Annotated in this window: 23 protein-coding genes; 11 read left to right on the top strand and 12 right to left on the bottom strand. The window is 62.9% G+C overall.

From position 1 onward, the window contains the following. Positions 1-40: 40 nt before the first annotated feature. Positions 41-646, bottom strand: a complete 606-nt coding sequence (locus JYP46_RS03440) for a biotin transporter BioY (RefSeq protein ID WP_206545869.1) — start codon at positions 644-646, stop codon at positions 41-43. Positions 647-775: 129 nt separating this feature from the next. Between JYP46_RS03440 and JYP46_RS03435 the strand changes: the two genes are divergently transcribed. After that, positions 776-1,681, top strand: a complete 906-nt coding sequence (locus tag JYP46_RS03435) for an MBL fold metallo-hydrolase (protein WP_206547266.1) — start codon at positions 776-778, stop codon at positions 1,679-1,681. A 42-nt stretch (positions 1,682-1,723) separates the two neighbouring features. Here JYP46_RS03435 and JYP46_RS03430 read toward each other — a convergent pair whose 3' ends face one another. Next, positions 1,724-2,479 carry a DUF1499 domain-containing protein gene (locus JYP46_RS03430; RefSeq protein WP_222473847.1) on the bottom strand — a complete coding sequence of 252 codons (756 nt, stop codon included), beginning with the start codon at positions 2,477-2,479 and terminating at the stop codon, positions 1,724-1,726. Positions 2,480-2,781: 302 nt separating this feature from the next. Here JYP46_RS03430 and JYP46_RS03425 point away from each other — a divergent pair, with 302 nt between their 5' ends. Then, positions 2,782-3,144, top strand: coding sequence for a hypothetical protein (locus JYP46_RS03425; RefSeq protein WP_113154553.1), 363 nt, complete (start codon positions 2,782-2,784; stop codon positions 3,142-3,144). A gap of 42 nt (positions 3,145-3,186) precedes the next feature. Here the strand turns inward: JYP46_RS03425 and ppdK are convergent, their stop codons facing one another. Next, entirely contained in the window at positions 3,187-5,862 is a 2,676-nt protein-coding gene (gene ppdK / locus JYP46_RS03420) for a pyruvate, phosphate dikinase (protein WP_206547264.1), read from the bottom strand. A 264-nt stretch (positions 5,863-6,126) separates the two neighbouring features. Next, complete coding sequence (locus JYP46_RS03415) at positions 6,127-6,360, bottom strand: hypothetical protein (protein ID WP_222473846.1); 234 nt, start codon at positions 6,358-6,360, stop codon at positions 6,127-6,129. 386 nt (positions 6,361-6,746) lie between these two features. On the opposite strand from JYP46_RS03415, the gene JYP46_RS03410 reads away from it, so the two are divergent. Beyond that, positions 6,747-7,772: an AraC family transcriptional regulator gene (locus JYP46_RS03410; RefSeq protein WP_206547263.1), complete on the top strand. Its 1,026-nt coding sequence runs from the start codon at positions 6,747-6,749 to the stop codon at positions 7,770-7,772. On the opposite strand, the gene JYP46_RS03405 is transcribed toward JYP46_RS03410, so the two are convergent. Next, positions 7,738-8,199, bottom strand: coding sequence for a DUF1810 domain-containing protein (locus tag JYP46_RS03405; RefSeq protein WP_206547262.1), 462 nt, complete (start codon positions 8,197-8,199; stop codon positions 7,738-7,740). The two genes, JYP46_RS03410 and JYP46_RS03405, sit on opposite strands and share 35 nt — an antisense overlap. Positions 8,200-8,350: 151 nt before the next feature. Between JYP46_RS03405 and JYP46_RS03400 the strand changes: the two genes are divergently transcribed. Continuing rightward, complete coding sequence (locus JYP46_RS03400) at positions 8,351-8,695, top strand: VOC family protein (protein WP_206547261.1); 345 nt, start codon at positions 8,351-8,353, stop codon at positions 8,693-8,695. A gap of 80 nt (positions 8,696-8,775) precedes the next feature. On the opposite strand, the gene smc is transcribed toward JYP46_RS03400, so the two are convergent. From smc to JYP46_RS03380, 4 genes are all read right to left on the bottom strand, one after another. After that, complete coding sequence (gene smc, locus JYP46_RS03395) at positions 8,776-12,234, bottom strand: chromosome segregation protein SMC (protein ID WP_206547260.1); 3,459 nt, start codon at positions 12,232-12,234, stop codon at positions 8,776-8,778. Between the two features lie 54 nt (positions 12,235-12,288). Further along, complete coding sequence (locus JYP46_RS03390; RefSeq protein WP_222473844.1) at positions 12,289-12,999, bottom strand: DsbA family protein; 711 nt, start codon at positions 12,997-12,999, stop codon at positions 12,289-12,291. A 59-nt stretch (positions 13,000-13,058) separates the two neighbouring features. Continuing rightward, entirely contained in the window at positions 13,059-13,769 is a 711-nt protein-coding gene (locus JYP46_RS03385; RefSeq protein ID WP_113154547.1) for a DsbA family protein, read from the bottom strand. A 125-nt stretch (positions 13,770-13,894) separates the two neighbouring features. After that, entirely contained in the window at positions 13,895-14,392 is a 498-nt protein-coding gene (locus JYP46_RS03380; protein ID WP_206545860.1) for a DUF721 domain-containing protein, read from the bottom strand. Between the two features lie 50 nt (positions 14,393-14,442). Here JYP46_RS03380 and mutY point away from each other — a divergent pair, with 50 nt between their 5' ends. Further along, positions 14,443-15,561: an A/G-specific adenine glycosylase gene (gene mutY, locus JYP46_RS03375; RefSeq protein WP_206547259.1), complete on the top strand. Its 1,119-nt coding sequence runs from the start codon at positions 14,443-14,445 to the stop codon at positions 15,559-15,561. A 6-nt stretch (positions 15,562-15,567) separates the two neighbouring features. Further along, entirely contained in the window at positions 15,568-16,179 is a 612-nt protein-coding gene (locus tag JYP46_RS03370; RefSeq protein ID WP_206545858.1) for an HAD family hydrolase, read from the top strand. A gap of 108 nt (positions 16,180-16,287) precedes the next feature. On the opposite strand, the gene JYP46_RS03365 is transcribed toward JYP46_RS03370, so the two are convergent. Next, on the bottom strand, positions 16,288-17,421 hold the full coding sequence (locus tag JYP46_RS03365; protein ID WP_206545857.1) for a site-specific DNA-methyltransferase: 1,134 nt from the start codon (positions 17,419-17,421) through the stop codon (positions 16,288-16,290). A gap of 347 nt (positions 17,422-17,768) precedes the next feature. On the opposite strand from JYP46_RS03365, the gene JYP46_RS03360 reads away from it, so the two are divergent. Continuing rightward, on the top strand, positions 17,769-18,458 hold the full coding sequence (locus JYP46_RS03360; RefSeq protein ID WP_206545856.1) for an HAD family hydrolase: 690 nt from the start codon (positions 17,769-17,771) through the stop codon (positions 18,456-18,458). Positions 18,459-18,573: 115 nt separating this feature from the next. Here JYP46_RS03360 and JYP46_RS03355 read toward each other — a convergent pair whose 3' ends face one another. Then, a complete protein-coding gene (locus JYP46_RS03355; RefSeq protein WP_222473843.1) occupies positions 18,574-19,074 on the bottom strand; it encodes a hypothetical protein in 501 nt (166 codons plus the stop codon). Between the two features lie 344 nt (positions 19,075-19,418). Between JYP46_RS03355 and thrC the strand changes: the two genes are divergently transcribed. The 4 genes from thrC to JYP46_RS03335 all read left to right on the top strand — a co-directional run bounded on the left by thrC (position 19,419) and on the right by JYP46_RS03335 (position 25,651). Further along, on the top strand, positions 19,419-20,822 hold the full coding sequence (gene thrC / locus JYP46_RS03350; protein WP_206547258.1) for a threonine synthase: 1,404 nt from the start codon (positions 19,419-19,421) through the stop codon (positions 20,820-20,822). A gap of 25 nt (positions 20,823-20,847) precedes the next feature. After that, entirely contained in the window at positions 20,848-22,140 is a 1,293-nt protein-coding gene (locus JYP46_RS03345) for a M16 family metallopeptidase (RefSeq protein WP_206547257.1), read from the top strand. A gap of 14 nt (positions 22,141-22,154) precedes the next feature. Then, positions 22,155-22,757: a GNAT family N-acetyltransferase gene (locus JYP46_RS03340; RefSeq protein WP_206547256.1), complete on the top strand. Its 603-nt coding sequence runs from the start codon at positions 22,155-22,157 to the stop codon at positions 22,755-22,757. A gap of 80 nt (positions 22,758-22,837) precedes the next feature. Continuing rightward, on the top strand, positions 22,838-25,651 hold the full coding sequence (locus tag JYP46_RS03335; RefSeq protein WP_206546027.1) for an EAL domain-containing protein: 2,814 nt from the start codon (positions 22,838-22,840) through the stop codon (positions 25,649-25,651). Positions 25,652-25,778: 127 nt separating this feature from the next. Here the strand turns inward: JYP46_RS03335 and JYP46_RS03330 are convergent, their stop codons facing one another. After that, positions 25,779-26,360, bottom strand: a complete 582-nt coding sequence (locus JYP46_RS03330) for a YqgE/AlgH family protein (protein ID WP_113154537.1) — start codon at positions 26,358-26,360, stop codon at positions 25,779-25,781. Positions 26,361-26,399: the final 39 nt, after the last annotated feature.

Genomic DNA, 26,399 nt, shown 5'->3' with positions numbered 1-26,399 from the left:
CGCTCTCCGTTCCGCGTAAAAGCGGCGATTCGATGTCCGTTTAGTGCCTCGATATGCCCAGGCCGCGCAGCAGCGCCCATGCCGCCGGCATGAAGCAGGCAGCCAGCGCCACCTTGATCAGGTCCGGCATGATGAACGGCGCAACGCCGAACTGCCAGGCATTCTCAGCGCCGATCAGGCCTGCAAGCCATGCAAAGCCGAGCACCATCAGAGCTGCCTCCGCCACCAGCATCGCGCCGGCAAGCTTCAGCGGATTGCGGTCCCAGCCGCGGTCTGCCGCCCAGCCGGCAATCGCCGCCATGGCGACAAAGCCCAGAAGGTAACCGCCCGTCGGTCCCATCATGTATGCAAGGCCAATGCCCTTTTCCGGCGTGCCCTGGAAAACCGGCAGCCCCATCGCGCCTTCAGCCATGTAGAGAAGCAGCGTCGCAACACCGAGGCGCATGCCGAAGGTTGCACCGATCAGAAGAACGGCCAGCGTCTGCAGCGAAAGATCCACCGGGCCAAGCACAACGCGCGTCTTTGCCGACAGCGCCAGCAGGAGCGTTGCGCCCACGGCGAGGAAGAGCTGGGTGGTCAGGCGTCGTGCTGCATTGTCGGGCAGCGACTGCGACACGAGGGATCTGGATGCGATAGCGAGCGACATGGCGTCTCCGTTCATGCTTTATGCGAGTTGTTCCGCTTTCCTTCTCCTATAAGCGGTTCCATGATATGCGGCAACCTGAATGCGCTTTTCAGGCGTCCAGCATGCATCCAACTTTCGGACCCGTTGCCCATGGCTCTCGAATTTGAAACGCGTTTCGACCCCGCCTATGGCGAGGCCGTCGAGATCGCTCCCGACATTCAGCGCCTTACGGTCAACAACCCCAGCGCCTTCACCTTTCACGGCACGAACAGCTATATCGTCGGCACCTCCAGCCTCGCCGTCATCGATCCCGGCCCGGAGGACGAAGCCCACTTCCAGGCGCTGCTCAGGGCCATTGGCGGCCGGCCGGTCAGCCACATCTTCGTCAGCCACACCCACAAGGATCACTCGCCGCTCGCCGCGAGGCTTTCGCGGGAGACCGGCGCGCTGGTCTGCGCAGAAGGCCCACACCGCGCCGCCCGTCCGCTGCGCATTGGCGAAACCAACCCGCTCGACGCCAGCGCCGACATGGATTTCAGTCCCGACATCGCACTCGCCGATGACGAGCTTGTCGAGGGCGATGGCTGGGCGCTGCGCGCAATCCACACGCCGGGCCACGCCGCCAATCATGCGGTGTTCGCACTGGAAGGAACCGGCGTGCTCTTCTCGGCAGACCATGTGATGGCCTGGGCCACCTCCATCGTCGCCCCGCCCGACGGCGCGATGTCCGATTACATGGCCTCGCTTGATCGCCTGCTGGAGCGTGACGACACGGTGTTCCTGCCCGGCCATGGCAGTCGCGTCCGCATGCCCCAGCGCTTCATGCGTGGCCTGAAGGCCCACCGGAAGATGCGCGAGCGCGCCGTTCTGGACCGCATCGAGCGCGGTGATCGCACCATAACGGAAATGGTTCAGGCCATTTACCGGGACACCGATCCCCGGCTTCATGGGGCAGCCGCCCTCTCCGTTCTCGCCCATCTGGAAGATCTGGTCGCACGCGGGGCCGTGACGACGGAGAACGATCCGTCAATCGACGCGATCTATTTTCCGGGCTGAACGCGAGAGCAATTTCGGCGAAAGCGGAAACAGCCTGAAGCGTTAGACCGGGGCCAGGAAGGCCATGCGTTCATCAAGTTCCTTCAGGAAGCGCTGGATACGCTGCGCATTGTCCCCAAGATCGTGGCGTCCATATCGAGACGCCGACCGCATGTCGACGAAGGTGGCGGCCTGGTCGTCTTCGATGCGTATGGCCACATCAGACGGAAACCCCAGAAGATAGGAATGCGCCACCCCTTCCAGCGTGACGCTGGCGCCGGCAAGTTGCAGCCCTTCAGGCCCCTGTGGCTGCCATCCCCTCTCGCGCATCATCGCGCGCACAACTTCAATGACATTGTCAGCCGTGTACTCGTAGCGCCGCCCCGTTACCTCGGGATAGTCCTGCTGCTGCATTGCCTGGCTCTCGGCAGACATGGGCTCGACGGCATTCATCACGCCGCTCCGCGCCCGCGCAGCCAGTGGCATTTGCGGCGGGTTTTCAGGGTCGGTCGAGATGTCGACCAGTTGCGGATGTTCAAAAAAGCGGTATCCGGAAATGCCGAAGGGAACCAGCGCAATGGCCGCGACGAACATTCCACCCGCCGCCATTGCAGCACCCAGAGAGCCATGTTCCCAGACCTGCAGAAGCGCCATCACACCGAGCATGAAGGCGACAAAGGCAAGCGCTCCGCCCAGCCCCAGGAGCCACAGGAAAGGAACCGTTTCCAGAAGTCCGAAGCGATGCGATGCGCCCGACACGATGAGCAGAACCAGCGAGAAGAGCGCAAGCCTTCGACACCAGGGAGCGGCGGGAGCCATTTGCCGTACCAATGTTGCCGTCATGAACCCAACCGAACGCGCCATTGCCATCAGAGATAGAGCCTCATAACGCATTGCTGATCGGCAGAAAATTCAATTTCAGTGGAATGTTTAAGATTTCAGGGCCTTGCACCCATTGGCTGCGACAATGATTCAGCCAGCACCCGCGCCTTGAAACAGGTGACAACCGGACCATATAACCATCTTCTTAGGTTATTGTAACACGCCATAATCCAGCCACGCTCGCGCGCACAATGTCATGGTCGGAGGGGTTGCGTGGGAAAATGTTGTGAGGTTCCGCCATGCAGACTGCGCTTCTAGAACAGAACGAAACGGCAGCAGGCCCGCTCGAACTGGTTGAGCTGGAGCTCGCCCTCAAACATCAGGATTTCGTCGAACAGGGTTTTGAGGGCGCGGTGAAACACGCTCTTGAACAGATCGAAGGGCGTCTTCTGTTTCAGATGCGCCTTGATGGCGTGAACGATTGCGACTGGGTTGCCGCCATTGCGCTTGAGGACGAGGACACGCCTGTCCATGCGCTCGTGGTACAGCGGACGGGAAGCGACACGCTTGATGTCGAGAGCATCGAGACCAGCGATCTGCCGGTGGCGCGTATCGTCAATGCCTATGCCAGCCTGATAACGACGCTGGACCGCGTTCAGTAACGCGGCCCACTGATCCCCGACGGCTTCATTCGGCAGAGCGCGTCAGGCTGCGCCCTTGCCCGCGTGAATGGCGGCCTGCGCTGCCGCAAGCCGTGCAATGGGCACACGGAAGGGCGAGCACGACACATAGTCCAGCCCCACCGTCTCGCAGAAGCGGATCGACGCCGGGTCGCCGCCATGCTCTCCGCAGATGCCGAGCTTGATTTCCGGCCGCGCCGTGCGTCCCTTTTCAGAGGCAATCCGCACCAGCTCGCCAACGCCATCCACATCAAGCGACACGAACGGGTCCTGCTCGATGATGCCGCGTGTGCGATAGGTTTCCAGGAAGGAAGCCGCATCGTCACGCGAGATGCCGAATGCGGTCTGCGTCAGATCGTTCGTCCCGAAGGAGAAGAACTCGGCGCTGCCTGCGATCTCGTCTGCCCGCAATGCCGCGCGCGGCAGCTCGATCATCGTGCCGACCAGATAGTCGAGCGTGATGCCGCGCTCTTCCATCACGGTTTTGGCCACCGCGTCGATGCGGTTCTTCACGAAGGTCAGCTCGGCCGACATGCTAACGAGCGGCACCATCACCTCCGGCACCACCGGCTTGCCGGCTTTCTCAGCCGCCTCTGCCGCAGCCTCGAAGATGGCGCGCGCCTGCATCTCCGCGATCTCCGGATAGGAAATCGCCAGACGGCAGCCGCGATGGCCGAGCATCGGGTTGAACTCATGCAGCGCCTCGGTGCGCTGGCGCAGTTTCTCCGCCGAAACGCCCATGGCGGCAGCCACCTCGCCGATTTCCTCTTCGGTCTTCGGCAGGAACTCGTGCAGCGGCGGGTCGAGCAGACGGATCGTGACCGGCAGCCCGGCCATCACCTCGAAGATCTCCACGAAATCGGAGCGCTGCATGGGCAGAAGCTTCGCGAGGGCCGCGCGCCGGTCGCTTTCGGTGTCGGCCAGGATCATCTCGCGCATGGCGAGGATGCGGCCATCATCGAAGAACATGTGCTCCGTGCGGCAAAGGCCGATGCCCTCCGCGCCGAAGGAACGCGCCGTGCGGGCATCAGCCGGCGTTTCGGCATTGGCGCGCACCTTCATACGCCGCGCCTCGTCGGCCCAGCTCATAATGGTGGAGAAATCGCCGGAAAGTTCGGGCTGCAGCATGGGGACCGCACCCTTCAGCACCTGCCCCGTTGCACCATCGATGGTGATCGTGTCGCCCGCCTTGAGCATCTGCCCCATGGCGAGCAGCACGCCCTTGCGATGATCGACACGCAGCGACCCCGCACCCGAAACGCAGGGCTTGCCCATGCCGCGCGCCACCACCGCCGCGTGGCTCGTCATGCCGCCGCGCGTCGTCAGAATGCCTTCGGCGGCATGCATGCCGTGAATGTCCTCGGGGCTCGTCTCCACCCGCACCAGAATGGTCCGGCGTCCTTCGGCCTTGGCCTCTTCGGCGGCTTCGGACGAGAACACGATCTCGCCCGTCGCAGCGCCCGGCGAGGCCGGCAGGCCCATGCCGATAATGTCGCGCGGGGCAGACGGATCGATGGTCGGGTGCAGAAGCTGGTCGAGCGACGCCGCATCGATGCGGGTCACCGCCTCGTCACGCGTGATCAGCCCCTCATTGGCCATGTCCACGGCTACTTTCAGCGCCGCACTTGCCGTGCGCTTTCCCGAGCGCGTCTGCAGCATCCACAGCTTGCCGCGCTCGATGGTGAATTCCAGATCCTGCATGTCGCGGTAATGCCGCTCCAGCGTGTCGGCGATCCGGGTGAAGGCGTTGAACGCCTCGGGCATCAGCTTTTCGAGCGATGGCTTGTCGGAGCCCGCCGCAAGCCGCGCCGCCTCGGTGATGTTCTGCGGCGTGCGAATGCCTGCCACCACATCCTCACCCTGCGCATTGACCAGAAACTCGCCGTAAAGCGCTTTCTCGCCGGTCGAAGGATCGCGGGTAAAGGCAACGCCGGTTGCCGAATCCTCGCCCCGGTTGCCGAACACCATGGCCTGCACATTGACCGCCGTCCCCCAGCTTTCGGGGATGTCATGCAGCCGGCGATAGGTCACCGCACGCGGGTTCATCCATGAAGAGAACACAGCGCCCACCGCGCCCCACAGCTGCTCGTGCGGGTCCTGCGGGAATGGCGCGCCAAGCTCGCTTTCGATGCGGCCCTTGTAGAGCGCAATAACGTTCTGCCAGTCCTCGGCCGAAAACTCCGTATCGACCTCGTAGCCGAGCCGCGCCTTCTCCTCTTCAAGGATTTCCTCGAAGAGATCATGATCGAGCCCGAGCACGACATTGCAGTACATCTGGATGAAGCGGCGGTAGCTGTCATAGGCAAAGCGCGCATCGCCGGCTTCTGCCGCGATCGCCTCGACCGTCTCATCATTGAGGCCGAGATTGAGCACCGTGTCCATCATGCCGGGCATGGAGGCGCGTGCGCCCGAGCGCACGGAAACCAGAAGCGGCTGCCCCGCATCGCCGAAACGGCGGGCGGCGACCCGGCCGACCTCGTCAAGCGCGGCCTCGACCTGTGTTTTCAGCGCGTCCGGATAGGTGCGGCCATTCGCATAATAGTGGGAGCAAAGGTCGGTGGTGATCGTAAAGCCGGGCGGCACCGGCAGCCCGAGGCTGCACATCTCCGCCAGATTTGCGCCTTTGCCGCCGAGCAGATTTTTCTCGCCCGCGCTGCCTTCGGCACGTCCATCGCCAAACACATAGACCCACTTGGTCATGCTGCATTCCCCTTCCGGTCGATTTGCCGGCGCCTGGAACTTGTGCTGCACCGGCTACGGGAGGCAGCGTTAAGCGGCAGCGACCATCAAGGCAAGGCCAACCAACGGAGCATCCGCCGCTTTATCGATTGAAGAGAAGATTTTTTCTTACCGGGAATGGAACAGTTCTACATGTGACAAGGGCAACAGTGCTTCTGCTTGCCAAAGCAGACGGGACGAGGCTCTCGCCCCATCCCGCAACCGTTCTGTTTTTTCCGCGCTGCGTCAGGCAGGCGCTGCCACCACCTGCGGGCGAACGCGGATGAAGATCATCACCGCCGCCAGTACCAGCACCACGCTCGAAACGCTGAACACGCCCTGCGCGCCACCGACATCGAAAATCAGCCCGCCACCTGCCGCGCCAATGGCGATGGCAAACTGGATTGCCGCCACCAGAAGACCGCCGGCGCTTTCGGCCTGATCCGGCACCGTCCGCGCCAGCCACGTGGACCAGCTCACCGGAACGGCGCCGAACGCCAGCCCGCAGAGCGGGGTTTCCCCCCGGTCAAGGGGTTTGACGCAGCAGGTCGCCGGTCTATCGAGCGTCCTTCGGATCAGCCTGATTTGCACGGGCTACTTTGTCGCAAGCCCTTGAAAGACATGAAGTCTTCCTGCGGCCTTGCTTCGCGTATCCGCACAAATCAGGCCGACCATTGCGGCCATATTAATGGGTCCTGACCCTAACGACATCGAAATCACTGCGCCCCAGGCCGGTTGCCGGCTGGCCTGCGCGCCTGTCCACTGCGGGGCTTCGTCCATCTGTCTTTCCTTTCGCATGCAATCTGTTTTGCAGTGCAAAAGAGATAGATTGGACATTCCGGACGAACCATGTCACAAAAACCGGAATGATTGATCGAAACGCCGAAACACCACCATCACTCGCCAATCCGGATCTGGTCAGCGAATTGCTCATGGGCATGCGCCTTTACGGGATGTCCTATCACCGCACCCAGATCACGCCGCCCTTCGGCATTCGCTACGGCACCATCGAAGGGCGGGCCCAGTTTCACTTCGTGGGCCGTGGTCCCGTCTACCTTCGCGGCCCTGACGACACGCTTCACACACTTGAAACCGGCGACGCCGTTCTTCTGCCGCGCGGCGGTGAACACGCTCTCCTCTCCGAGCCGGACTTTCAGAGCCAGTGCATCACGAATTTCCAGGCCAGGCCGCTCTGCCGCGATGTCAAAGAGATCATTGCCTGTTCGAACGAGCCGGATCGCCAAGACGACGCGCTCATCTTCTCCGGATGCATGGAGTTCGATCTGGGCAGCATGCACCCGCTCGTCGCACTCATGCCCGATGTCATGCGCGTGTCCACGCTTCTGGAGCGTTATCCGGAAATCCTGCCCATCCTCGATGCGATGGAGCGTGAGACACGGGGAGACCGCGCGGGTTTTGCCGGCATCCTCGCGCGGCTTGCCGATGTGGTTTCCGCTTTCATCGTCCGCTCCTGGGTCGAATGCGGCTGCGGCGGCTCAAGCGGCTGGGTGGCGGCGCTGCGCGATCCGCGCCTTGGTCATGTGATCGCCGCCCTGCACCGCGACCCCGGTCGCGACTGGACCGTCGCCGAACTGGCAAGGCAAATGGGCAGCTCCCGCTCCGTCTTTGCCGAGCGGTTCCAGACCGTCACCGGCATGACGCCCGTGCGCTATCTGACGGAGCTGAGAATGCGCATCGCCGCCCAGTGGATCAGCCGCGAGGGGCTGGCCATCGAAACGGCAGCACACCGCCTTGGCTATGGCTCACAGCCAGCATTCAGCCGCGCCTTCAAGCGCGTCATCGGCAAGCCGCCCGGCGCGCTGCGCGCTGCCACGCCTCCGCCCCCGCGCGCCACCGCTATGGATCGGGCGGGCAGCACTCCGGCGGTCTAACCCCCAGAAAACCAAGCGTCGCTTCATCCGCGCGCCCATCGCAAAGCTGCCGCATGGCTTCGCAAAAAAGCCTGTCGCCCTGCTCCGTGGCGCAGGCAAAAAGGGTCATGCAGGAGCGAAACTTCAGGTCATCCGGCGTTCCGAAAATCTCATGCAGCGAACCACCCGGCCCCGTCATCACCGCTTCCGTAGCAGCGCACAGGCGCGGCCCAAGAACCGGATGCGCGAGATAGGCACGCGCTTCATCAAGCGAAACCAGACCGTAGAACAATGCAGTTGGCGAGCGCCCCAGCTCACGCAATTGCGGAAACACGAACCACATCCAGTGCGTTCTCTTGCGCCCCGCGCGCAACTCCCCCAGCGCCTCGTCAAAGCAGTCCGCCTGCGCCGTCACGAAGCGCTGAAGGTCGAAAGGGTCTTCCGTCATCATCCGTCTCCGCGAATATTTTCCGGGAACCTTGCCGACGCATTCTACCAGACCCGTCACAGACATTTCGCGAGAGCACGGCGCATCTGCTTCAGGACTTGCAAGCAAGACGAAGATGAATTAGAACAAATCAAGAACAATGGAGGTTGTCATGCGCCAGACCGGAAAGCTCGACTATATCGAAATGCCCGCTTCGGGCGGCACCATCGACAGCGTCAAGGCGTTTTACGCACGGGCCTTTTCCTGGTCTTTCACCGATTACGGTCCCGGATACGCAGCCTTCAACGAGGGGATCGACGGTGGCTTCGACGGCGCGCCGGACGCGACCCGGAAACCGCTCCCCGTCCTTTACTCGGAGGATCTGGAAGCGACGCTCGCCACCGTGCGGGAAGCCGGCGGCGAGATTGTCAAACCGATCTTCTCTTTTCCCGGTGGCCGGCGCTTCCACTTCACCGATCCGGCAGGCAATGAGCTGGCCGTATGGAGCGAGACGTGAGAGCGAGCGGGGCGATCCTGCATCTCGACACGCATCCTGATTTTCCCGAAACCACGGATCAGGCAGGCCGCGACGCGTTGCTAGACTGCCTCGCGCAGGCGCTCGGCGGTCTGGAGGTCGACAGAGACCAACTGGCTGACGCCCTGCTCGGCCATGGTCACGCCGAACAGACGGTTCATGCGCGCCATGGTGATCGGGTTGTGGGTGATCACCACGAACCTCGTATCCGTTGAGGCCGCCATCTCATCCATGAGGTTGCAGAACCGCTCGACATTGTGATCGTCGAGCGGCGCGTCCACCTCGTCCAGCACGCAGATGGGTGCGGGATTGGTCAGGAACACGGCGAAGATCAGCGCCATGGCCGTCAGCGCCTGCTCGCCACCGGAAAGCAGCGTCATGGTCTGCGGACGCTTGCCTGGCGGGCGCGCGAGAATTTCCAGTCCCGCCTCCAGCGGATCATCGGACTCGATCAGCTGCAACTCCGCCGTGCCGCCGCCGAAAAGGTGGGTGAACAGGCGCTGGAACTGCTCATTGACCACATCGAAGGCGGCCAGAAGGCGCTCGCGGCCTTCCTTGTTCAGGTTCTGGATGGCCAGCCGCAGCTTGCGGATCGCCTCGATCACGTCCTCGCGCTCGGTCACGATGGTGCCGTGCCGTTCGCTGAGTTCCGACTGCTCTTCCTCAGCCCTGAGATTGACCGCGCCGAGCCGCTCGCGCTCAATCTTGAAGCGTTCGAGACGCCGCTCCACATCGGCGATCTCCGGCATGGGCGCATCCGGTTCCAGCTCCGCCATGGCCAGCACCTTGTGCGGCGGCACATTCAGCACTTCCTGAATACGCGCCTCGGCTTCCTTGCGCCGCTCTTCCGCCGCCGTCACGCGTTCTTCCGCGCGGGCGCGGCTTTCGCGCGCCGAGGAAAGTGACTGGATGCTTGCGGTCGCCAGCTTGTCCAGCTCCGCCTGCCGGTTCTCTGCTTCCTGCAGCTTGTCGGCAGCTTCCTTGCGCAGATTTTCCGCCTTTGAAATTTCGGAAAGCAGCGCGCGGCCACGCATCTCGATCTCTTCGGGAGCCTCGGCCAGTTCTTCCAGCTCCGCTTCGGTGTCGCCTCTGCGCTGCAGAAGCGCTGCCGTGTGCCGGTCAGCATTTTCCACGCGCGACTGCCAGCTGCGCCGTTCGGCGGCAATCGCCTCGAGCCTGCGCCGGCGCGCATCGGCCTCGCGCCGCAATCCCTCATAGGCTGCCCGCGCCTCGGCCACCGCCGCGCGCTTTGCCGAAACCCCGGCAAACTGCTGATCAAGCCGCGCCTGCAATTCGGTGATGTCGGGCGCGCTCTCCAGCGCCTCTTCGGCGGCCATGGTCGAAGCCACGGCCTCTTCATGATCCTCGACAACGCGGCCACGCGCTTCTTCTAGGCTCATCCGGCGGCTGGAAAGCTCGCCTGCCGCCCTCTCCGCACTCGCCAGCGCATCGCGTGCGCGGCCGAGCGCCGCCTGCGCTTCGCGCCCTTCTTCACGGGTGCGCCGCTCGGCTTCCACCGCAGCCTTCACCGCGTGTTCCGCATCCGCCAGCGCTGTCTCCGCCGCGTGCAGTCGCGCCGTCGCCTCGATCACTTCGCCATCTAGTTCGGCAAGCCGGTTCTTCTGCGCCAGCCTCTGCGCCGCAGCCGTCGGCGCATCCGCGCTGGCGCGGTAGCCGTCCCACCGCCACAGTGCGCCATCGCGCGCCACCAGACGCTGCCCGGTCTTCAGAAGCTTCTGAAGGCGCGGCCCGTCTTCCGCATCCACGATGCCGATCTGCGAGAGCCGGCGCGCAAGCTGTTCCGGGGCCTTCACCACGGAAGCGAGCGCCATGACGCCTTCCGGCAGCGCCGGATCATCCGCCGAAACCCCGGACGGCCCCCAATAGACCGGAGCCGCACTGTCGAGCGGCACGTCCAGATCTTCGCCCAGCGCCGCGCCCAGCGCGGTCTCGAAGCCGCGCTCCACGCGCAATTGCTCAAGCACCGCCGGATAAAGATCCGCGCCGCCGGCGTTCAGGATCTTGCGCAGCGTCTGCGCTTCCGTCTCCACACGCCCAAGCTCGGAGCGCGCTTCCTGCAACGGCGGGCGGGCAGCCTGTTCCGTCTCACGCGCGGCAGCGACCCGCTCTTCGCATTCCGCAGCCGCGCCTTCGGCCATCTCCACGCGTTCCGCGGCTTCTTCCATCAGTAGCCGCTTTTCAGCCGGGTCAGGCAGACCGGCAATCCGGCCCGTGATTTCCTGCAGCTCGGCATCCATGGTCGCAACCTGCCGCGCCAGCCGGTCCCGGCGCTCGGCCTGCTCGCGGATCGCGCGCTCGGCCTGCTGACGCGTCGCCGATGCCTCGGCCTTCTCCGCCGTCAGCCGCGAAAGCAGCTCTTCCGCTGCCGAAAGCTCCTCGGAAACCGTCTCGAACACATTCTGCAGTTCGATATCGCGGCCTTCCGCGCCGTCCTCGGCCTCTTTCAGCGTCTCTTCTTCTTCGGCAAGCCGCGCCAGCGCTTCCGCATTGTCGCGCACCATCTGCTCTTCACGCGCAACGTCCGCGTTGAGCTGATCGATCCGCTTCTGCAATTCCTGCGTTCGCGCCTGAACGCGCTTTGCCTCTTCCTCGATCTGCGTGCGCGCAATGGTCAGGCGCTGCAGGGCGGCGGCGGCGGCGGCTTCCGCATCGCGCAGTTCCGGCAGCTTGTGCGCGCCAATCGCCTGCGCCTTGGCGGCTTCCATCTGGCCCGATGCAGTTTCGCCAACCAGCGCGGTCGCCTGCGAAAGCGCGCTCTGCGCCTCCGCCTCCTGGCTCTTGGCCGAGGACCAGCGCAGATGAAGCAGGATAGCCTCGGCCTTGCGCACTTCTGCGGAGAGCTTCTTGAAGCGCGATGCCTGGCGGGCCTGGCGCTTCAGGCTTTCTATCTGGCTGTCGAGCTCGCTCACCACATCGTCGAGCCGCTCGAGATTCTGCTCTGCACCGCGCAGTCTGAGTTCGGCCTCATGGCGGCGCGAGTGCAGGCCGGAAATGCCGGCCGCCTCTTCCAGAAGCGCCCTGCGCGCCTGCGGCTTTGCCTGGATCAGTTCGCCAATGCGCCCCTGCCCCACCATGGAGGGCGAACGTGCGCCGGTTGACTGGTCGGCGAACAGAAGCTGCACGTCACGCGCGCGCGCTTCCTTACCGTTGATGCGATAGACCGACCCCGCCTCGCGCTCGATCCGGCGCGAAACCTGCAATTCATCCGCATCATTGTAGGAGGCCGGCGCGGTGCGGTCGCTGTTGTCGAGAAAGAGCGTCACCTCGGCCGTGTTGCGCGCCGGGCGTGTTCCCGAGCCCGAGAAGATCACGTCGTCCATGCCGGAGGCGCGCATGTTCTTGTATGAGCTTTCGCCCATCACCCAGCGCAGCGCTTCGACCAGATTGGACTTGCCGCAGCCATTCGGCCCGACCACACCGGTCAGCCCACTTTCGATGATGAACTCACCCGGCTCGACAAAGGATTTGAAGCCCAGAAGGCGCAGTTTGGTGAACTTCATGCCGCCCTCACCCGCACCAGCGCGCGCGAAAGCGGCAGGCAATTGCGTTGCCCGCTAAAGCATGCCGTCGATGATCGCCGACATTTCGTCAATCGACATGGCTCCCGAATGCTTCATCCCATTGATGAAGAACGTAGTAACGGCCTCGATCCCCAGGCGCTCCAAACCCCAATTGCGCATTGCTCTGACTTCATCCAGAAGCTCGCGGTCCGTCAAGCAAGCTTCGAAGCTCTTCTGTGAGAATCCCGCAATTCTGGCGGTTTTCAACAGGGCAGAGCGCCCATCCTTGGCCCAGGCCCACTCAGACTGGGTTTTGTAAAGGAGATCGGAGACGTTGAAATAATTGCCTTTCGAGCAATAGGCAAGCATCAGACCGGCTTCCGCGCGCGGGTCTGTCGGGATGCCGCGCACAATGTAGCGCACCCTGCCCGTCTCGATATATTTGCGCTTGAGCTCCGGCAACGTCTCGGTGTGATAGCGCGCGCAATGAGCGCAGGTCATCGACGCATATTCCACGATCGTCACCGGCGCGCCGGCTTCTCCGAGCACCTTCTCCTCAAGGCCACCGGCCTCGAGCAGCAATTCAGCGTCCACCCCGGCAGCCATCGCCGCCATGGTTCGATCAGCAGAAAATCCGGTTCCAAAGAGCGCCAGAACAAGCGCCAGAGACTTCAAAAAATGACGACCACCACGATGATCGTCCCCATGGCTGCCCTCGTGGCCGCGCCCGGAAAAAACTCCGGGTCGCGCCGAAAACAAACGCATAAATCAAACCTTTTAAACAAAGCGCCACCGGCCGGAGCCGGTGGCGAAATCAGTCGCTCTTAGAGCATACCGTCGATTACGGCAGAAATTTCATCAATGGACAGCGCGCCGGAATATTTCTTGCCGTTGATGAAGAAGGTCGGCGTCGCGTCGATGCCGAATTCTTCCGCACCGCGCGTACGCACTGCGCGCACCTTGGTCAGAAGCTCCTGATCGGTCAGGCAGGCCTCAAAGCTCTCCTTCGAGAAACCGGCAAGCTTGGAGATGTTCAGAAGCGCGGTCTGCGCATCCTGCACCGGCGCCCAGTTGTTTTGCTGCTTGAACAGAACGTCGACCATGGCGTGGTAATTGTCGCCCGAGCAGCGCGCCAGCATGAAACCGGCTTCCGCGCGCGGGTCGAACGGGAACTCGCGCATGATGAAGCGCACCTTGCCCGTGTCGATGTATTTCTTCTTCAGTTCCGGATAGGTCCGCACGTGGAAGGTGGCGCAGTGGCTGCAGGTCATCGAGGCATATTCGACGATGGTCACCGGCGCGTTCTCGTCGCCCAGCACCTTGTCTTCGAGCGCGCCCTCTTCAAGCAGCTTCTCCATGTCCACCGAACCGGTCGAGGCAGGCGCATCCACCGAAGCGGTCGTCACCGGATCCGTCCCGGGCTTGCCCGCATTGGCTTCGGCATTGGTGTCGGAGCACGCGGCCAGTCCCAGTCCAAGCGCCGGCAAGGCGGCCATGGAGAGAAGAAGTCTGCGGCGCTGGATCATTTCGGACATGAAGAATCACCTGTTCGTCTTGGAGTGTTGCCTAGCGTAACGCCACAAAGCGGGCGTTTCGGGCGAATTTGGGTCAAGCGCGTCATTTTCTAAAGCAAGCGCCCTATCACGTTTTGGTGATCGGCTCACCCGCGCTTGCGCGCAATGCTCTCACCCAGTTTCTGGAGCGATTGCCGCAGCGCATCATCCTCAATGCCTGCGGTCAGCTGATCTATCCGCTCGTTCTCCGGGGCGGTCAGTGCCCGCTTCGGGCGCGGGCGGCGCTGTGGCGCAACCTTTACCGGCTTTTGAACAATCTTCACGCGCCCCACGGCTGCAAAGCCCAGAAACGCATTCACCCGGCCAATCACCTCGCCCGTCTCGTGCTGCAGGCGCAAAGCCGCCGCCCCCTCGCAGGCGATCACCAGCGTGGCCGGCTCAAACGGATCGTCCTCGTGCCGGCGACGCGGCCATGCGAGCTTTTCGGGCTGTGTGCTGAGCGCCAGCCGCTCGCCCACGATCTCGCTCCACGACTGCACCAGTTCCACCGAAAGCCCGGCGCGCTTGCGCATCACCGGGTCGAGAATACCGGTGGCGATGTCGCTCACCGCAACGGGATTGCCGTAACGCCTCTTCCCTGTCATGACATGATTTCTCGAATTGATCCGCAACGCATATTGAGTTCCTCTCCAGTATGGCACGCACGGAAGCGTCGGTCACCGACGCGCAAGCATCTTCGACCGATTTTTCGCGCCCGCTTCTGGCCTGGTACGACCGCCACCACCGGCACCTGCCCTGGCGCACCCCGCCGCATGAAACCCTTGTCGGCGTCCTGCCCGATCCCTACCGGGTCTGGCTGTCCGAGATCATGCTCCAGCAAACCACGGTCGGCGCGGTCAAAAGCTATTTCGAGGCTTTCGTAGAGGCCTGGCCCACCGTCGAGGCGCTCGCCGCCGCCGAAACCGACGACGTGATGAAGGCCTGGGCGGGGCTCGGCTACTATTCGCGCGCCCGCAATCTCAAGAAATGCGCCGAGACCGTTGCTGCCGAACATGGCGGCCGCTTTCCCGACACCGAGACCGGCCTCAAGGCGCTGCCGGGCATCGGCGATTACACGGCCGCCGCCGTGTCCGCCATCGCCTTCAATCAACCCGCCGCCGTAGTGGATGGCAATATCGAGCGCGTCATCACCCGGCTTTTCTCGATCGAGACCCCGCTGCCGCAGGCAAAGCCGGAAATCCGCACCCGTGTCGCCGCGGCATTGCCGCACGACCGGCCCGGCGATTTCGCGCAGGCCATGATGGATCTGGGCGCGACGATCTGCACGCCACGCAAACCCGCCTGTGTGCTCTGCCCCATCACGGAGGGCTGCACGGCCCGGCGCGAAGGCACTGCCGAGCGCTTCCCCGTGAAGGCTCCCAAAACGGAAAAGCCCGTCCGCAAGGGTGCGGCCTTCGTCGCCATGCGCGCCGATGGCGCGGTGCTCCTGCGCCAGCGTCCGCCGCAGGGCCTTCTGGGCGGCATGACCGAAGTGCCCGGCAGCCAGTGGACCGCGCGGCAGGATGGCGTCTGCGACACCACCGCAGCGCCCTTCCCCGCCGACTGGCAGGCGGCCGGCGCGATCCGCCACGTCTTCACCCATTTTGCCCTCGAACTTTCCGTCTTCCGCGCTGAACTGCCGCAAAATGCGCCAGCCGGCGATGGCTGGTGGTCCGCCCCCGACGCCCTTCCGGGCGAGGCGCTGCCAACCGTCATGAAAAAAGCAATAGAAGCTGCAATACCCGGAGCCACGAAGAAACGCAGACAGGGATAGAACCGCATGAGTGAGATCCGCCACATCGTCTTCGATATCGGCAAAGTGCTGCTGCACTACGACCCGGAAATCCCCTATCGCCGCCTGATCCCGGATGACGGCGCACGCCGCTGGTTTCTTGAAAACGTCTGCACCGGTGCGTGGAACGTGGAGCAGGATCGCGGGCGCGACTGGCGCGAGGCCGAGGCCCTGCTCATCGCCGAACACCCGCACGAGGAAGACAACATCCGCGCCTTCCGCCGTCACTGGCACGAAATGGTCCCGCACGCCTATGATGATTCGGTCGCGCTTCTGGAGAAGCTCGTCGACGCCGGGCACGACGTGACCATGCTGACCAATTTCGCAGCCGACACCTATGCCGAGGCGCGCAGGCGCTATCCCTTTTTGGAGAAGCCGCGCGGCGTCACCGTTTCCGGCGAGATCGGCATCATCAAACCCGACCGCGCAATCTACGACACCCATGCCGGGAATTTCGGTCTGGAACCGCAGGCGACCCTGTTCATCGATGACAGCGAAAAGAATGTGGAAGGGGCGAAGGCCGCCGGCTGGCAGGCCGTTCATTTCACCGGAGCGGAGAAACTGCGCGCCGATCTCGGCGGGTATGGTTTCGCCGTTTAACGGTCAATGCGAAGAATCACGCAGAGAGTCGCAAAAGCGCTCCACCTGCCTGTATTCCCATGAAAAAAGCGACTTCAGGCTTCTCCCTGAAGTCGCCTGTCTTCATGCTCAGGCGGCAACGCCCTGCATGTTGTCACGCATGATCTGACGCAGGCTGTCGATCGGTTTCAGGCAGCCTTCTTCCTCGAAGTGCCAGAACGTCCAGCCATTGCAGGCCTCAAGTCCCTGAACACGTGCGCCGATGCGGTGGATCGACCCTGCCTCGTCACCGATGGCGATGGTGCCATCCGCGCGCACATTGGCCGTCCAGCGACGCTTGGAATCGCAAAGCTGCGTGCCCGGCTGCATGAGACCGGCCTCAAGCAGGCTGCCGAAGGCCACGCGCGGCGCGGCGCGCTTGCCCTGCATCTGCGCCAGATCCATCTCGTTCAGCGGCTCGATGCCGGCGATCCGTTCGCTGGCCGCCTGGATGTACTCGTCCTGACGCTCGATGCCCACGAAGTGACGGCCGAGGCGCTTGGCAACCGCGCCGGTTGTGCCGGAGCCGAAGAACGGATCGAGCACCACGTCGCCCGGCTTGGTCGAAGCCATCATGACGCGCGCCAAAAGCGCTTCCGGCTTCTGCGTCGGGTGCAGCTTGCCGCCGTCATCATTCTTCAGGCGTTCCTTGCCCGTGCAGATCGGGAACAGCCAGTCCGAGCGCATCTGCACATCGTCATTGGCCGCCTTGAGCGCTTCGTAATTGAAGGTGTAGCCCTTGGTCGACTTGTCGCGCGAGGCCCAGATCATCGTCTCATGCGCGTTCTGGAACCGGCGGCCGCGGAAGTTCGGCATCGGGTTGGTCTTGCGCCACACAATGTCGTTGAGCAGCCAGTAGCCCAGATCCTGCATCACCGTGCCGACGCGGAAAATGTTGTGATACGAGCCGATCACCCAGATCGTGCCATTCGGCTTCAGAACGCGGCGCGCGGCCAGCATCCATGCACGGGTGAACGCGTCATAGGCGGCAAAGCTGTCGAACTGGTCCCAGGCGTCATCCACCGCATCGACCCGCGACTGGTCCGGACGGTGCAGATCACCACCAAGCTGCAGATTGTAGGGCGGATCGGCAAAGATCACGTCGACGGATTTCTCGGGCAAACGATCGAGAGCTGCAACGCAGTCCCCCTTAATGATCGTATCGAGCCATTCGGCCTTCTTTGGTTCGGGGGCAAGCTCATCGATACGACGCACGGCGGACATGGACTGACCTCTAACTCGGACTATTAACCTGCCGTTATGGTTACGGAAGATGGTAAATATTCCGTAAGGACTCGAAGCGAATTGCGAGGTCGGTGTTGCAGCTGCTCTCTTTGTCTCCGCTCCCGGCGCTTGCCGGATCAAATTTCTCAAGGGCAAGAAAGACATTCAGGGCCGTTAGAAAACACTCAGCGCCAAAAGGCGGCGGTGGCTGCCGGCAAGCGCACCGGGATCGTCATAGAATAGCCCGAAGGCGCGACGATACCTGCCGGACAGTTGTTTCGGGGCGGCATAAGGGCTATGCCGCCCCGAGCTTATTCATCCGCTTCCCCAAAAGGACAGGTCTTGCCATGCCAGCTCCCGAACTCGTCATCTTCGATTGCGATGGCGTTCTCGTCGATTCGGAAATCATCGCCTCGCGCGTCGAAGCGCGCGTGCTGACCGAGGCCGGTTTCGAGATCACGCCGGAAGAGCTTGCCAGCCGCTATGCGGGCCTCACCTTCAAGGACATTCTCCTGTCCATCGAGGAAAATGCCGAAGCCCCGCTTCAGGCCACGCTGATCGACCGCGCCGAAAGCGAGGTGGACCGGAAGGTGCGCAAGGACGTAAAGGCCATCGACGGCGTCCACGAGGCAGTGGCCCGCATTCCCCTGCCCAAATGTGTCTGCTCCAATTCGAGCCATGACCGGGTGGAAGCGATGCTCACCCGCACGCAATTGCTGCCCCTCTTCAATGGCCACATCTATTCGGCTCTTGAGACACCGACGCGCCAGCCAAAGCCTGCGCCCGATGTCTTCCTCTACGCCGCCGAGAAAATGGGAGCCAAGCCGGAAAACTGCTTCGTCATCGAAGACTCCGTGCACGGCATTGCCGGAGCCAGGGCCGCAGGCATGCGCGTCATCGGCTTTACCGGCGGTTCGCACATCCAGCCGGGCCATGCCGACCTTCTGATGGAAGCCGGAGCCGAGACGGTCATCCACCGTTTCCAGGACCTGATTGCCGTTCTGGCCGCGCTCACTGAATGGGCGGAAGACGCCTGAGCGACCGTTCCTGAAATTCCGATTCAAACGGGAATCGGAAACGACTGATATTCAAATAAAAAAAGCAGGAGCCCGGCTCCCGCTTTTTTCTTTATCCCGCAATGCTGCCGCTGCTCTAGCGACCGCTGGTCGGACCTTCGTCATAGCCGACCATCAGCTGCACGCTGCGGTCGGGCTTGCCGGCAATCGTGACATTCGGGTCGTTGAAGATGAACTGCGTCGCGCCGGCCGTATCGCCGATGGAGACCTGGTGCTTGAACAGCTTGGAATAGACCACCTCACCGGCGCGTAATGCGACGATGCGGATCGGCATGGTGATCGTTCCGGTCTTGCCAAGCGGGCCCGGCACCACGCGGCCGGCAACGGCGACCGTCATGCTGAACGCGCCATTGTTGTAGCTGCACTTGCGCGTCACATCGGTGATGGACGCCTGATAGATTTCCTGACCGGCCTCGCCCTGCGCACCCTTCTTGTAGGTGGTGAAATAGGCCGTGCCCTCGCGCAGCGAAACAGACGGGCAATAGGCGCGCAGCTCGCTCTCGAGGATCGTCTCGACCGGCTGATCGCCCGTCTGCGCGACCTGGGTCTGCGTGTTGTTGCCGGACTGCAGGTTCATGCCCCCGGTTGCGTCATCGGATTGACAGCCGGAAACAAAAGCGGCGGCGGAAAGCAGTATGGAACTGACGAAAAGACGATAATTGACCAAGTGACATGCCCCGTGAATCTGCGCGCGCCCGAAGCCGACTGAAGTTCAACCGGCAAAAGGCAGCGGAGAAATGACAGATTTCGGCGGCAATTGCCAGAAAACCCGTCATCGACAATCAATTTCCATGCGGTTTGAGTGGAAAACCGGTTCCCACCCGTCCAGATCATGCTCTATATCAGACGCGCGGCCGGAATGCGAAGGGCTCTTGTCCGCACCGGCTGTTCTTCCTCGCAGTTCATGAGGCAATACGACGTATGGCGACAGATTACATTAGCACGCGTGGCGACGCGCCGGCGCTCGGCTTTTCCGATGCAATGCTTGCGGGCCTCGCCCGCGACGGCGGTCTTTATGTTCCCCGCGAGTGGCCGCATTTCTCGGCCGATGACATTCGCGCCATGCGCGGCCTTTCCTACAGCGAGATCGCCTTCCGCGTCCTCTCCCCCTTCGTGGGAGACGAGATCGCTCCGGCGACCCTGCGCCGCATCATCGAGGAAAGCTACGCCACCTTCCGCCATCCGGCAGTCTGCCCGCTGGTGCAGACCGGCCCCAACGAGTTCATCCTCGAACTCTTCCATGGGCCGACGCTGGCCTTCAAGGACGTTGCCATGCAGCTTCTGGCGCGCCTGATGGATCACGTTCTGGCCGAGCGCGGCGAGCGCGTCACCATCGTCGGTGCGACGTCCGGCGATACGGGCGGCGCGGCCATCGAGGCCTTTGCCGGCACCGAGCGCGCGGATGTCTTCATCCTCTTCCCCGAGGGCCGCGTCTCGCCGGTCCAGCAGCGCCAGATGACCACGTCCGGCGCGCCCAATGTTCACGCTCTGGCCGTGAAGGGCAATTTCGATGATTGCCAGGCCCTGCTCAAGGACATGTTCAACGATCACGCCTTCCGCGACGGCGTTTCGCTCTCCGGCGTGAACTCGATCAACTGGGCGCGCGTCATGGCCCAGATCGTCTACTATTTCACCGCCGCCCTGTCGCTCGGTGGACCGGATCGCACGATTTCCTTCACGGTTCCGACCGGCAATTTCGGCGACATCTTCGCAGGCTACGCCGCCAAGCGTATGGGCCTGCCGGTCGACCAGCTGGTGATCGCCACCAACGACAACGACATTCTCGCCCGCACGCTCGCCACCGGCGAATATGCGACCCGAGGCGTGGTCCCCACCACCTCGCCCTCGATGGACATTCAGGTGTCCTCCAATTTCGAGCGCCTGCTCTATTTCGCCTCCGGCGGAAATGTCGACGAGATCCGTCGCTACATGCAGTCGCTGAAACAATCGGGCAGCTTTACCGTCGAGGAAAAGACGCTTGAGGCGATCCGCGCGGAATTCGCCGCCGGCCGTTCCGACATGGCCGAGACCGCCGACACCATCGGCTCCGTGCTTGAGGAAAACGGCTATCTGCTGGATCCGCACACCGCCACCGGCGTGAAGGTCGCGCGCGGACTTGAAGCGTCCAGCGCGCCCATGGTCGTCTTGTCGACGGCCCATCCGGCCAAGTTTCCACAGGCCGTCAAGGACGCCAGCGGCGTTGAGCCGCCCCTTCCCGCGTGGCTCGGCGATCTTATGGAACGGAAAGAATCCTTTACAGTCGTTCCCTCAGACTTAAAATTGTTGCAGGATCACATTAGCCGCCACGCACGTGCGGCGCGTTAAGTATTGTTCAGGGAGTCACGTCAATATGGGTGTTGAGGTAAGCCGTCTGTCGAACGGCCTGACGGTCGCCACCGAAACCCTGCCACATCTGGAAACCGTTGCGCTGGGCATCTGGGTCAAATCCGGCTCGCGCAACGAGTATGAGAACGAGCACGGTATCGCGCATCTTCTTGAACACATGGCGTTCAAGGGCACGAGCAAGCGCACCGCTCGCCAGATTGCGACAGACATCGAGGATGTTGGCGGAGAGATCAACGCCGCGACCAGTGTCGAGACCACCGCGTTCTTCGCGCGTGTTCTCAGCGCAGACATGCCGCTGGCCGTCGAACTCCTTTCCGACATCCTGACCGATTCCAAGTTCGATCCCCATGAGCTTGAGCGCGAACAGCACGTGATCCTCCAGGAGATCGGCGCTGCGCACGACATTCCCGACGACATCGTCTTCGACCGGTTCACCGAAACCGCTTTCCGCCACCAGGCGCTTGGCCGCTCGGTTCTCGGCACGCCCGAAACCGTCCAGTCCTTCACCTCCGATCAGCTGCGCGGCTTCCTTGAGCGGCAATATTCCGCTGACCGCATGGTCATTGTCGCTGCGGGCGGCCTGAAGCACGAGGATTTCGTGCGCGAGGTGGAAAACCGTCTGGGCAGCTTCCGCGCCAAGGCCGAAGGCGTTGCCCCGCAATATGCGCACTATGTGGGCGGTGATTTCCGCGAGCATCGCGATCTGATGGATGCGCAGATCATCCTCGGCTTTGAGGGCCGCGCCTACCACATGCGCGACTTCTATGCCTCACAGGTGCTCTCCACCATTCTCGGCGGCGGCATGTCGTCCCGCCTGTTCCAGGAAGTGCGCGAGAAGCACGGCCTGTGCTACTCGGTCTACGCCTTCCACTGGGGCTTCTCCGACACCGGCATTTTCGGCGTCCATGCGGCGACCGGAAAGAGTGACATCGAGGAACTCGTTCCCCTTCTTCTGGGCGAATTGCAGAAAGCCGGCCAGAGCATCGGTCAGGACGAGCTTGACCGGGCCCGCGCCCAGTATCGCGCCGGCCTGATGATGGCGCGGGAAAACCCCGCCAGCCGCGCATCGCAGATTGCCCGCCAGCTCCTGCTTTACGGCCGTCCCATCGACGTGGACGAGCTGATGGACCGCCTTTCCAACCTCACCGTGGACCGCCTGACGGACCTGTCTCAGCGTCTCTTCACCTCCAAGCCAACCCTCGCGGCCATCGGCCCCGTGGGCACGCTCGCACCGTTCGAGACGATCCAGGACGCACTTACCGATCAGGGGCCCATGCCGCGCAAACTCGCCGTGTAGGACCGCCCCGCCATATGTTGGACGTGCCCTTCTTCCGCCGCCCGCCTCCGGCGCTCAAGGGCGAAACAGTGTTCCTCAGGGGCCCTGTCATGTCCGATCATGCGGAGTGGGCGGCACTGCGCGAGGAAAGCCGCAATTTCCTCGTGCCGTGGGAGCCGAGCTGGGCCTTTGACGAGCTGTCCAGAAGCGCCTTTCGACACCGGTTGAGGCGCTATCGCAGCGAATATGACAATGGCACCGGTGTCAGTTTCTTCGTTTTCGATGCCGGGACCGGTGCGCTCGCCGGCGGCATCACCATGTCGAACATCCGCCGCGGCGTCGCCCAGACCGCAAGTATCGGTTACTGGATGGGCGAGCGTTATGCGGGACGCGGCATGATGCTTGCTGCGGTGCATCTCATCATTCCCTTTGCATTCGAGACCTTGCGGTTGCACCGTCTGGAAGCGGCCTGTATTCCAAACAACAAACGATCTGTCGGTTTACTTGAAAAAGCCGGATTTCAGCGCGAAGGCCTGCTCAGGTCCTATCTCAGGATCAACGGTTCTTGGCGTGATCACTGTCTTTATGCGCTGGTCGCCGAGGAGCGTCATGTGCCTGCATTAGAAACACGAGGCTGATTTCCTTGTCGCGCTCAAACTTCTTCGCATCCCTTGCGACCATCGCCGCCATTGTCATCGCTCTTGTGTCCTCAATCGGTATGGCGCACGCCATCGAGCCGATCAAGATCGCACGCGACGACGTGGCGCTCGACCTGTCTGGCGCGGTGGAGATCTATCGTGGTCAGGGCGAAGCGTTTCAGGTGTCCACGGCGCCGGATGTCGATGGCATTGTGCGACGCATCGAGGTGGAAGCCCAGGATGAGCGCTCCACCGGCGACTGGGCGGTCTTTGCGCTCGCAAACACGACGGATCAGCAGCTCGACCGCCTGATTGTCGCCCCGCATTTCCGACTGGTCGGCTCCGGCCTCATCTGGCCCGATCTCGGCTCCCAGCGCATCGCGGCGATCACGCCAAGTTCCGGCTTCACGCTCGACCGTCAGGAAAGTGCCGATGCCGATGAATTCCGCGTCACGCTCAACCCCGGTTCGGTCGTCACCTTCGTCGCCGAGCTTTCCTCGCCGAACCTGCCACAGATCTATCTTTGGGATCCCGGCGCATACAAGGACACGGTGAACGCCTACACGCTGTTCCGCGGCATCGTCCTTGGCATTGCCGGTCTGCTGGCCCTCTTCCTCACCATCCTGTTCGTGGTCAAGGGCACCTCGATGTTCCCGGCCACCGCAGCGCTCGCCTGGGCGGTCCTGGCCTATATCTCCATCGATTTCGGCTTCCTGAGCAAGGTCATCGAGATCACGCCCGGCAATGAGCAGATCTGGCGCGCCAGCACCGAAGTCGGCCTTGCCGCCACGCTGGTCATCTTCCTCTTCGCCTATCTCAACCTCAATCGCTGGCACGACCATTTCAGCTACGGCCTGCTCGCCTGGGTTCTGGGGCTCGGCATCATTGCCGGTTTCGCCATCATCGATCCCGCCGCCGCCGCCGGCATCGCGCGCATCTCCTTTGCGGCCACCGCCGTGGTCGGTCTCGGCATCATCGTCTATCTCAGCATTCAGGGTTATGACCGCGCCATCATGCTGGTGCCAAGCTGGGTGATGATCATCGCCTGGATGGTCGCCTCCTGGATGGCCATAACGGGCGTTCTCGACAACGACATCGTGCAGCCGGCCATCGGCGGCGGCCTGATCCTGATCATCCTTCTCATCGGCTTCACGGTCATGCAGCACGCCTTTGCCGGCGGTGCGCTCTTCCAGGGCCTGTTCAGCGACATGGAGCGCCAGGCGCTCGCCATTTCCGGTTCCGGCGACGTGGTCTGGGACTGGGACGTTTCGCGCGACCGCATCATCACCCGGCCCGATGTCAGCCGCCAGCTCGGCCTGCCCGTGGGGGCGCTTCACGGCCCTGCCCGCGACTGGCTGTCGAACCTGCACACCGAAGACCGCGACACGTTCCGCACCACGCTCGACGTGGTTCTGGAGCAGCGCCGCGGCCGCATCTCGCAGAGCTTCCGCCTGCGCGGCGCCGATGGTCACTATCACTGGTTCGATCTGCGCGCCCGCCCCGTGATCGGCTCTGATGGCGAGGTCATCCGCTGCGTCGGCACCATGGTCGACGTAACCGAACAGAAGAAGGCAGAAGAGCGCCTCCTGCACGACGCCGTCCACGACAATCTGACGGGCCTGCCCAGCCGCGAACTGTTCCTGAACCGGCTCGACGCAATCATCTCCATCGCACGCACCGAACAGCAGGTGCGCCCCACCGTATTCGTCATCGACATAGACCGCTTCAAGCAGGTCAATGACGAGCTTGGCATCTCGGTCGGCGACACGATCCTGCTCACCATCGCGCGCCGGCTCCATCGGCTGCTCAAGCCGCGCGATTCGCTGTGCCGTCTTTCCGGCGATCAGTTCGCCATGATCCTTCTGTCCGAGCAGGAGCCCGCGCGCATCGCCGCCGTTGCCGATGCGGTGAAACAGGCGATCCGCACGCCGGTCACCTTCGCCCGCCGCGAAATCGTGCTCACTTCCTCCATCGGCCTGATTTCCTGGACTGCCACGCAGGAGTCGGCTGAGGAAATGCTGAAGGACGCCGAGCTGGCCATGTATCAGGCCAAGCGGTTTGGCGGCGACCGCATCGAACCGTTCCGCCCGGCATTCCGCTCCATCGACAACAATCGCCTGCGCATGGAATCGGACCTGCGCCGCGCCATCGAGCGCTCCGAGCTCAAGCTCGTCTATCAGCCGATCATCCGCCTTGAAGACCGTTCCATTGCGGGCTTTGAAGCGCTCCTGCGCTGGGATCACCCCCGCCGTGGCGCCATTTCTCCCTCGGACTTCATTCCGATTGCCGAAAGTTCAGGCCTGATCGTTCAGCTTGGCCACTTCGCAATGCAGAAATCGGCAGAAGACCTCTATCGCTGGCAGAAGCAGTTCAGGGACACGCCGCTCTTCGTCTCGGTCAATCTTTCAAGCCGCCAGCTCATCCGGCGCGATCTTGTCGGCGACGTCCGTTCCGTCATCGCGCGCTCCGGCATCCGGCCGGAAGGCTTCCGGCTCGAACTCACCGAATCGATCGTCATGGACAATCCCGAGCAATCCGCCCATGTGCTCCAGAAGCTCAGGAAAATCGGCATCGGCCTGTCGCTGGACGACTTCGGAACCGGGTATTCGTCCCTCTCCTATCTCTCCAGCTTCCCGTTCGACACGATCAAGATCGACCGCCGCTTCCTGGAAGATCACAGCCCCCGTGGGCTCGTTCTCGTCCGTTCCATGGTGCGCATGGCGCAGGAGCTCGAACTCTCGGTCGTCGCCGAAGGCGTGGTCGACGAGCAGGACGCAGCACAGCTTGCGGAAATGGGATGCGATTACGCGCAGAGCTTCATCTTCGGCGAGCCCGCAGATGCAGAAGCCACCGACAGGCTCCTCTTCGAGCACACGACTGCTGCAAGGTCATAAGGCGAAGCATGCGCCTCAAGAGAGCGACAAACGCTCTCCTTCCCGGGCTTCATGCATAAGCCCGGGATGACCCGGCATGAAACGGGCGGCGACCCGCCCGGCAATTTTCATGAAACGGTGAGCCGCTTCAGGCGTGGCCTGCCACCTGGCTCAGATTGGCCGCATCGACACCGATCGTGGCGAGAACGCCTTCATATTTGTGCTCGAGATCACCTTCGAAAACGAGCTGTGGCGTGGCCGGGCATGTGAGCCAGCCATTCTCGCCGATCTCCATCTCAAGCTGGCCTGCGCCCCATCCGGCATAGCCGAGCGCCATCAGCGCGTGGCGCGGCCCCTGCCCGAGCGAAATGGCCCGCAGCATGTCGACCGTCGCGGTCAGGCAGATGCTTTCGGAAACGGGCATGGAGGATTCCACAACATAGTCATCCGTATGGAGAACGAAACCGCGGCTGCGGTCCACCGGACCGCCATTGCGCACCGGCATGTCGCGCGCTTCCTGCGGAAGCCGGATGGCTTCGGATTGCTCCAGAATGCCGAGCTGCACCAGAATGTCTGGAAAGGCGAGCTGCTGTGGCTGATTGATGATCAGCCCCATCGCGCCTTCCTCGCTATGGGCGCACAGATAGATGACTGCGCGCGCAAAACGCTCGTCGCGCATGCCCGGCATCGCGATCAGGAAGTGGTTTTCCAGATACGGAAGTCCCGTCATTCCCTTGCTATACCCTTGGATTTCACCCTAAATTTCCAT

It is taken from the genome of Nitratireductor aquimarinus, assembly GCF_017255295.1.
Classification (GTDB): domain Bacteria; phylum Pseudomonadota; class Alphaproteobacteria; order Rhizobiales; family Rhizobiaceae; genus Nitratireductor; species Nitratireductor aquimarinus.
Note: the sequence above shows the minus strand (reverse complement) of the source record. Positions and strands in the feature narration are given on the sequence as shown.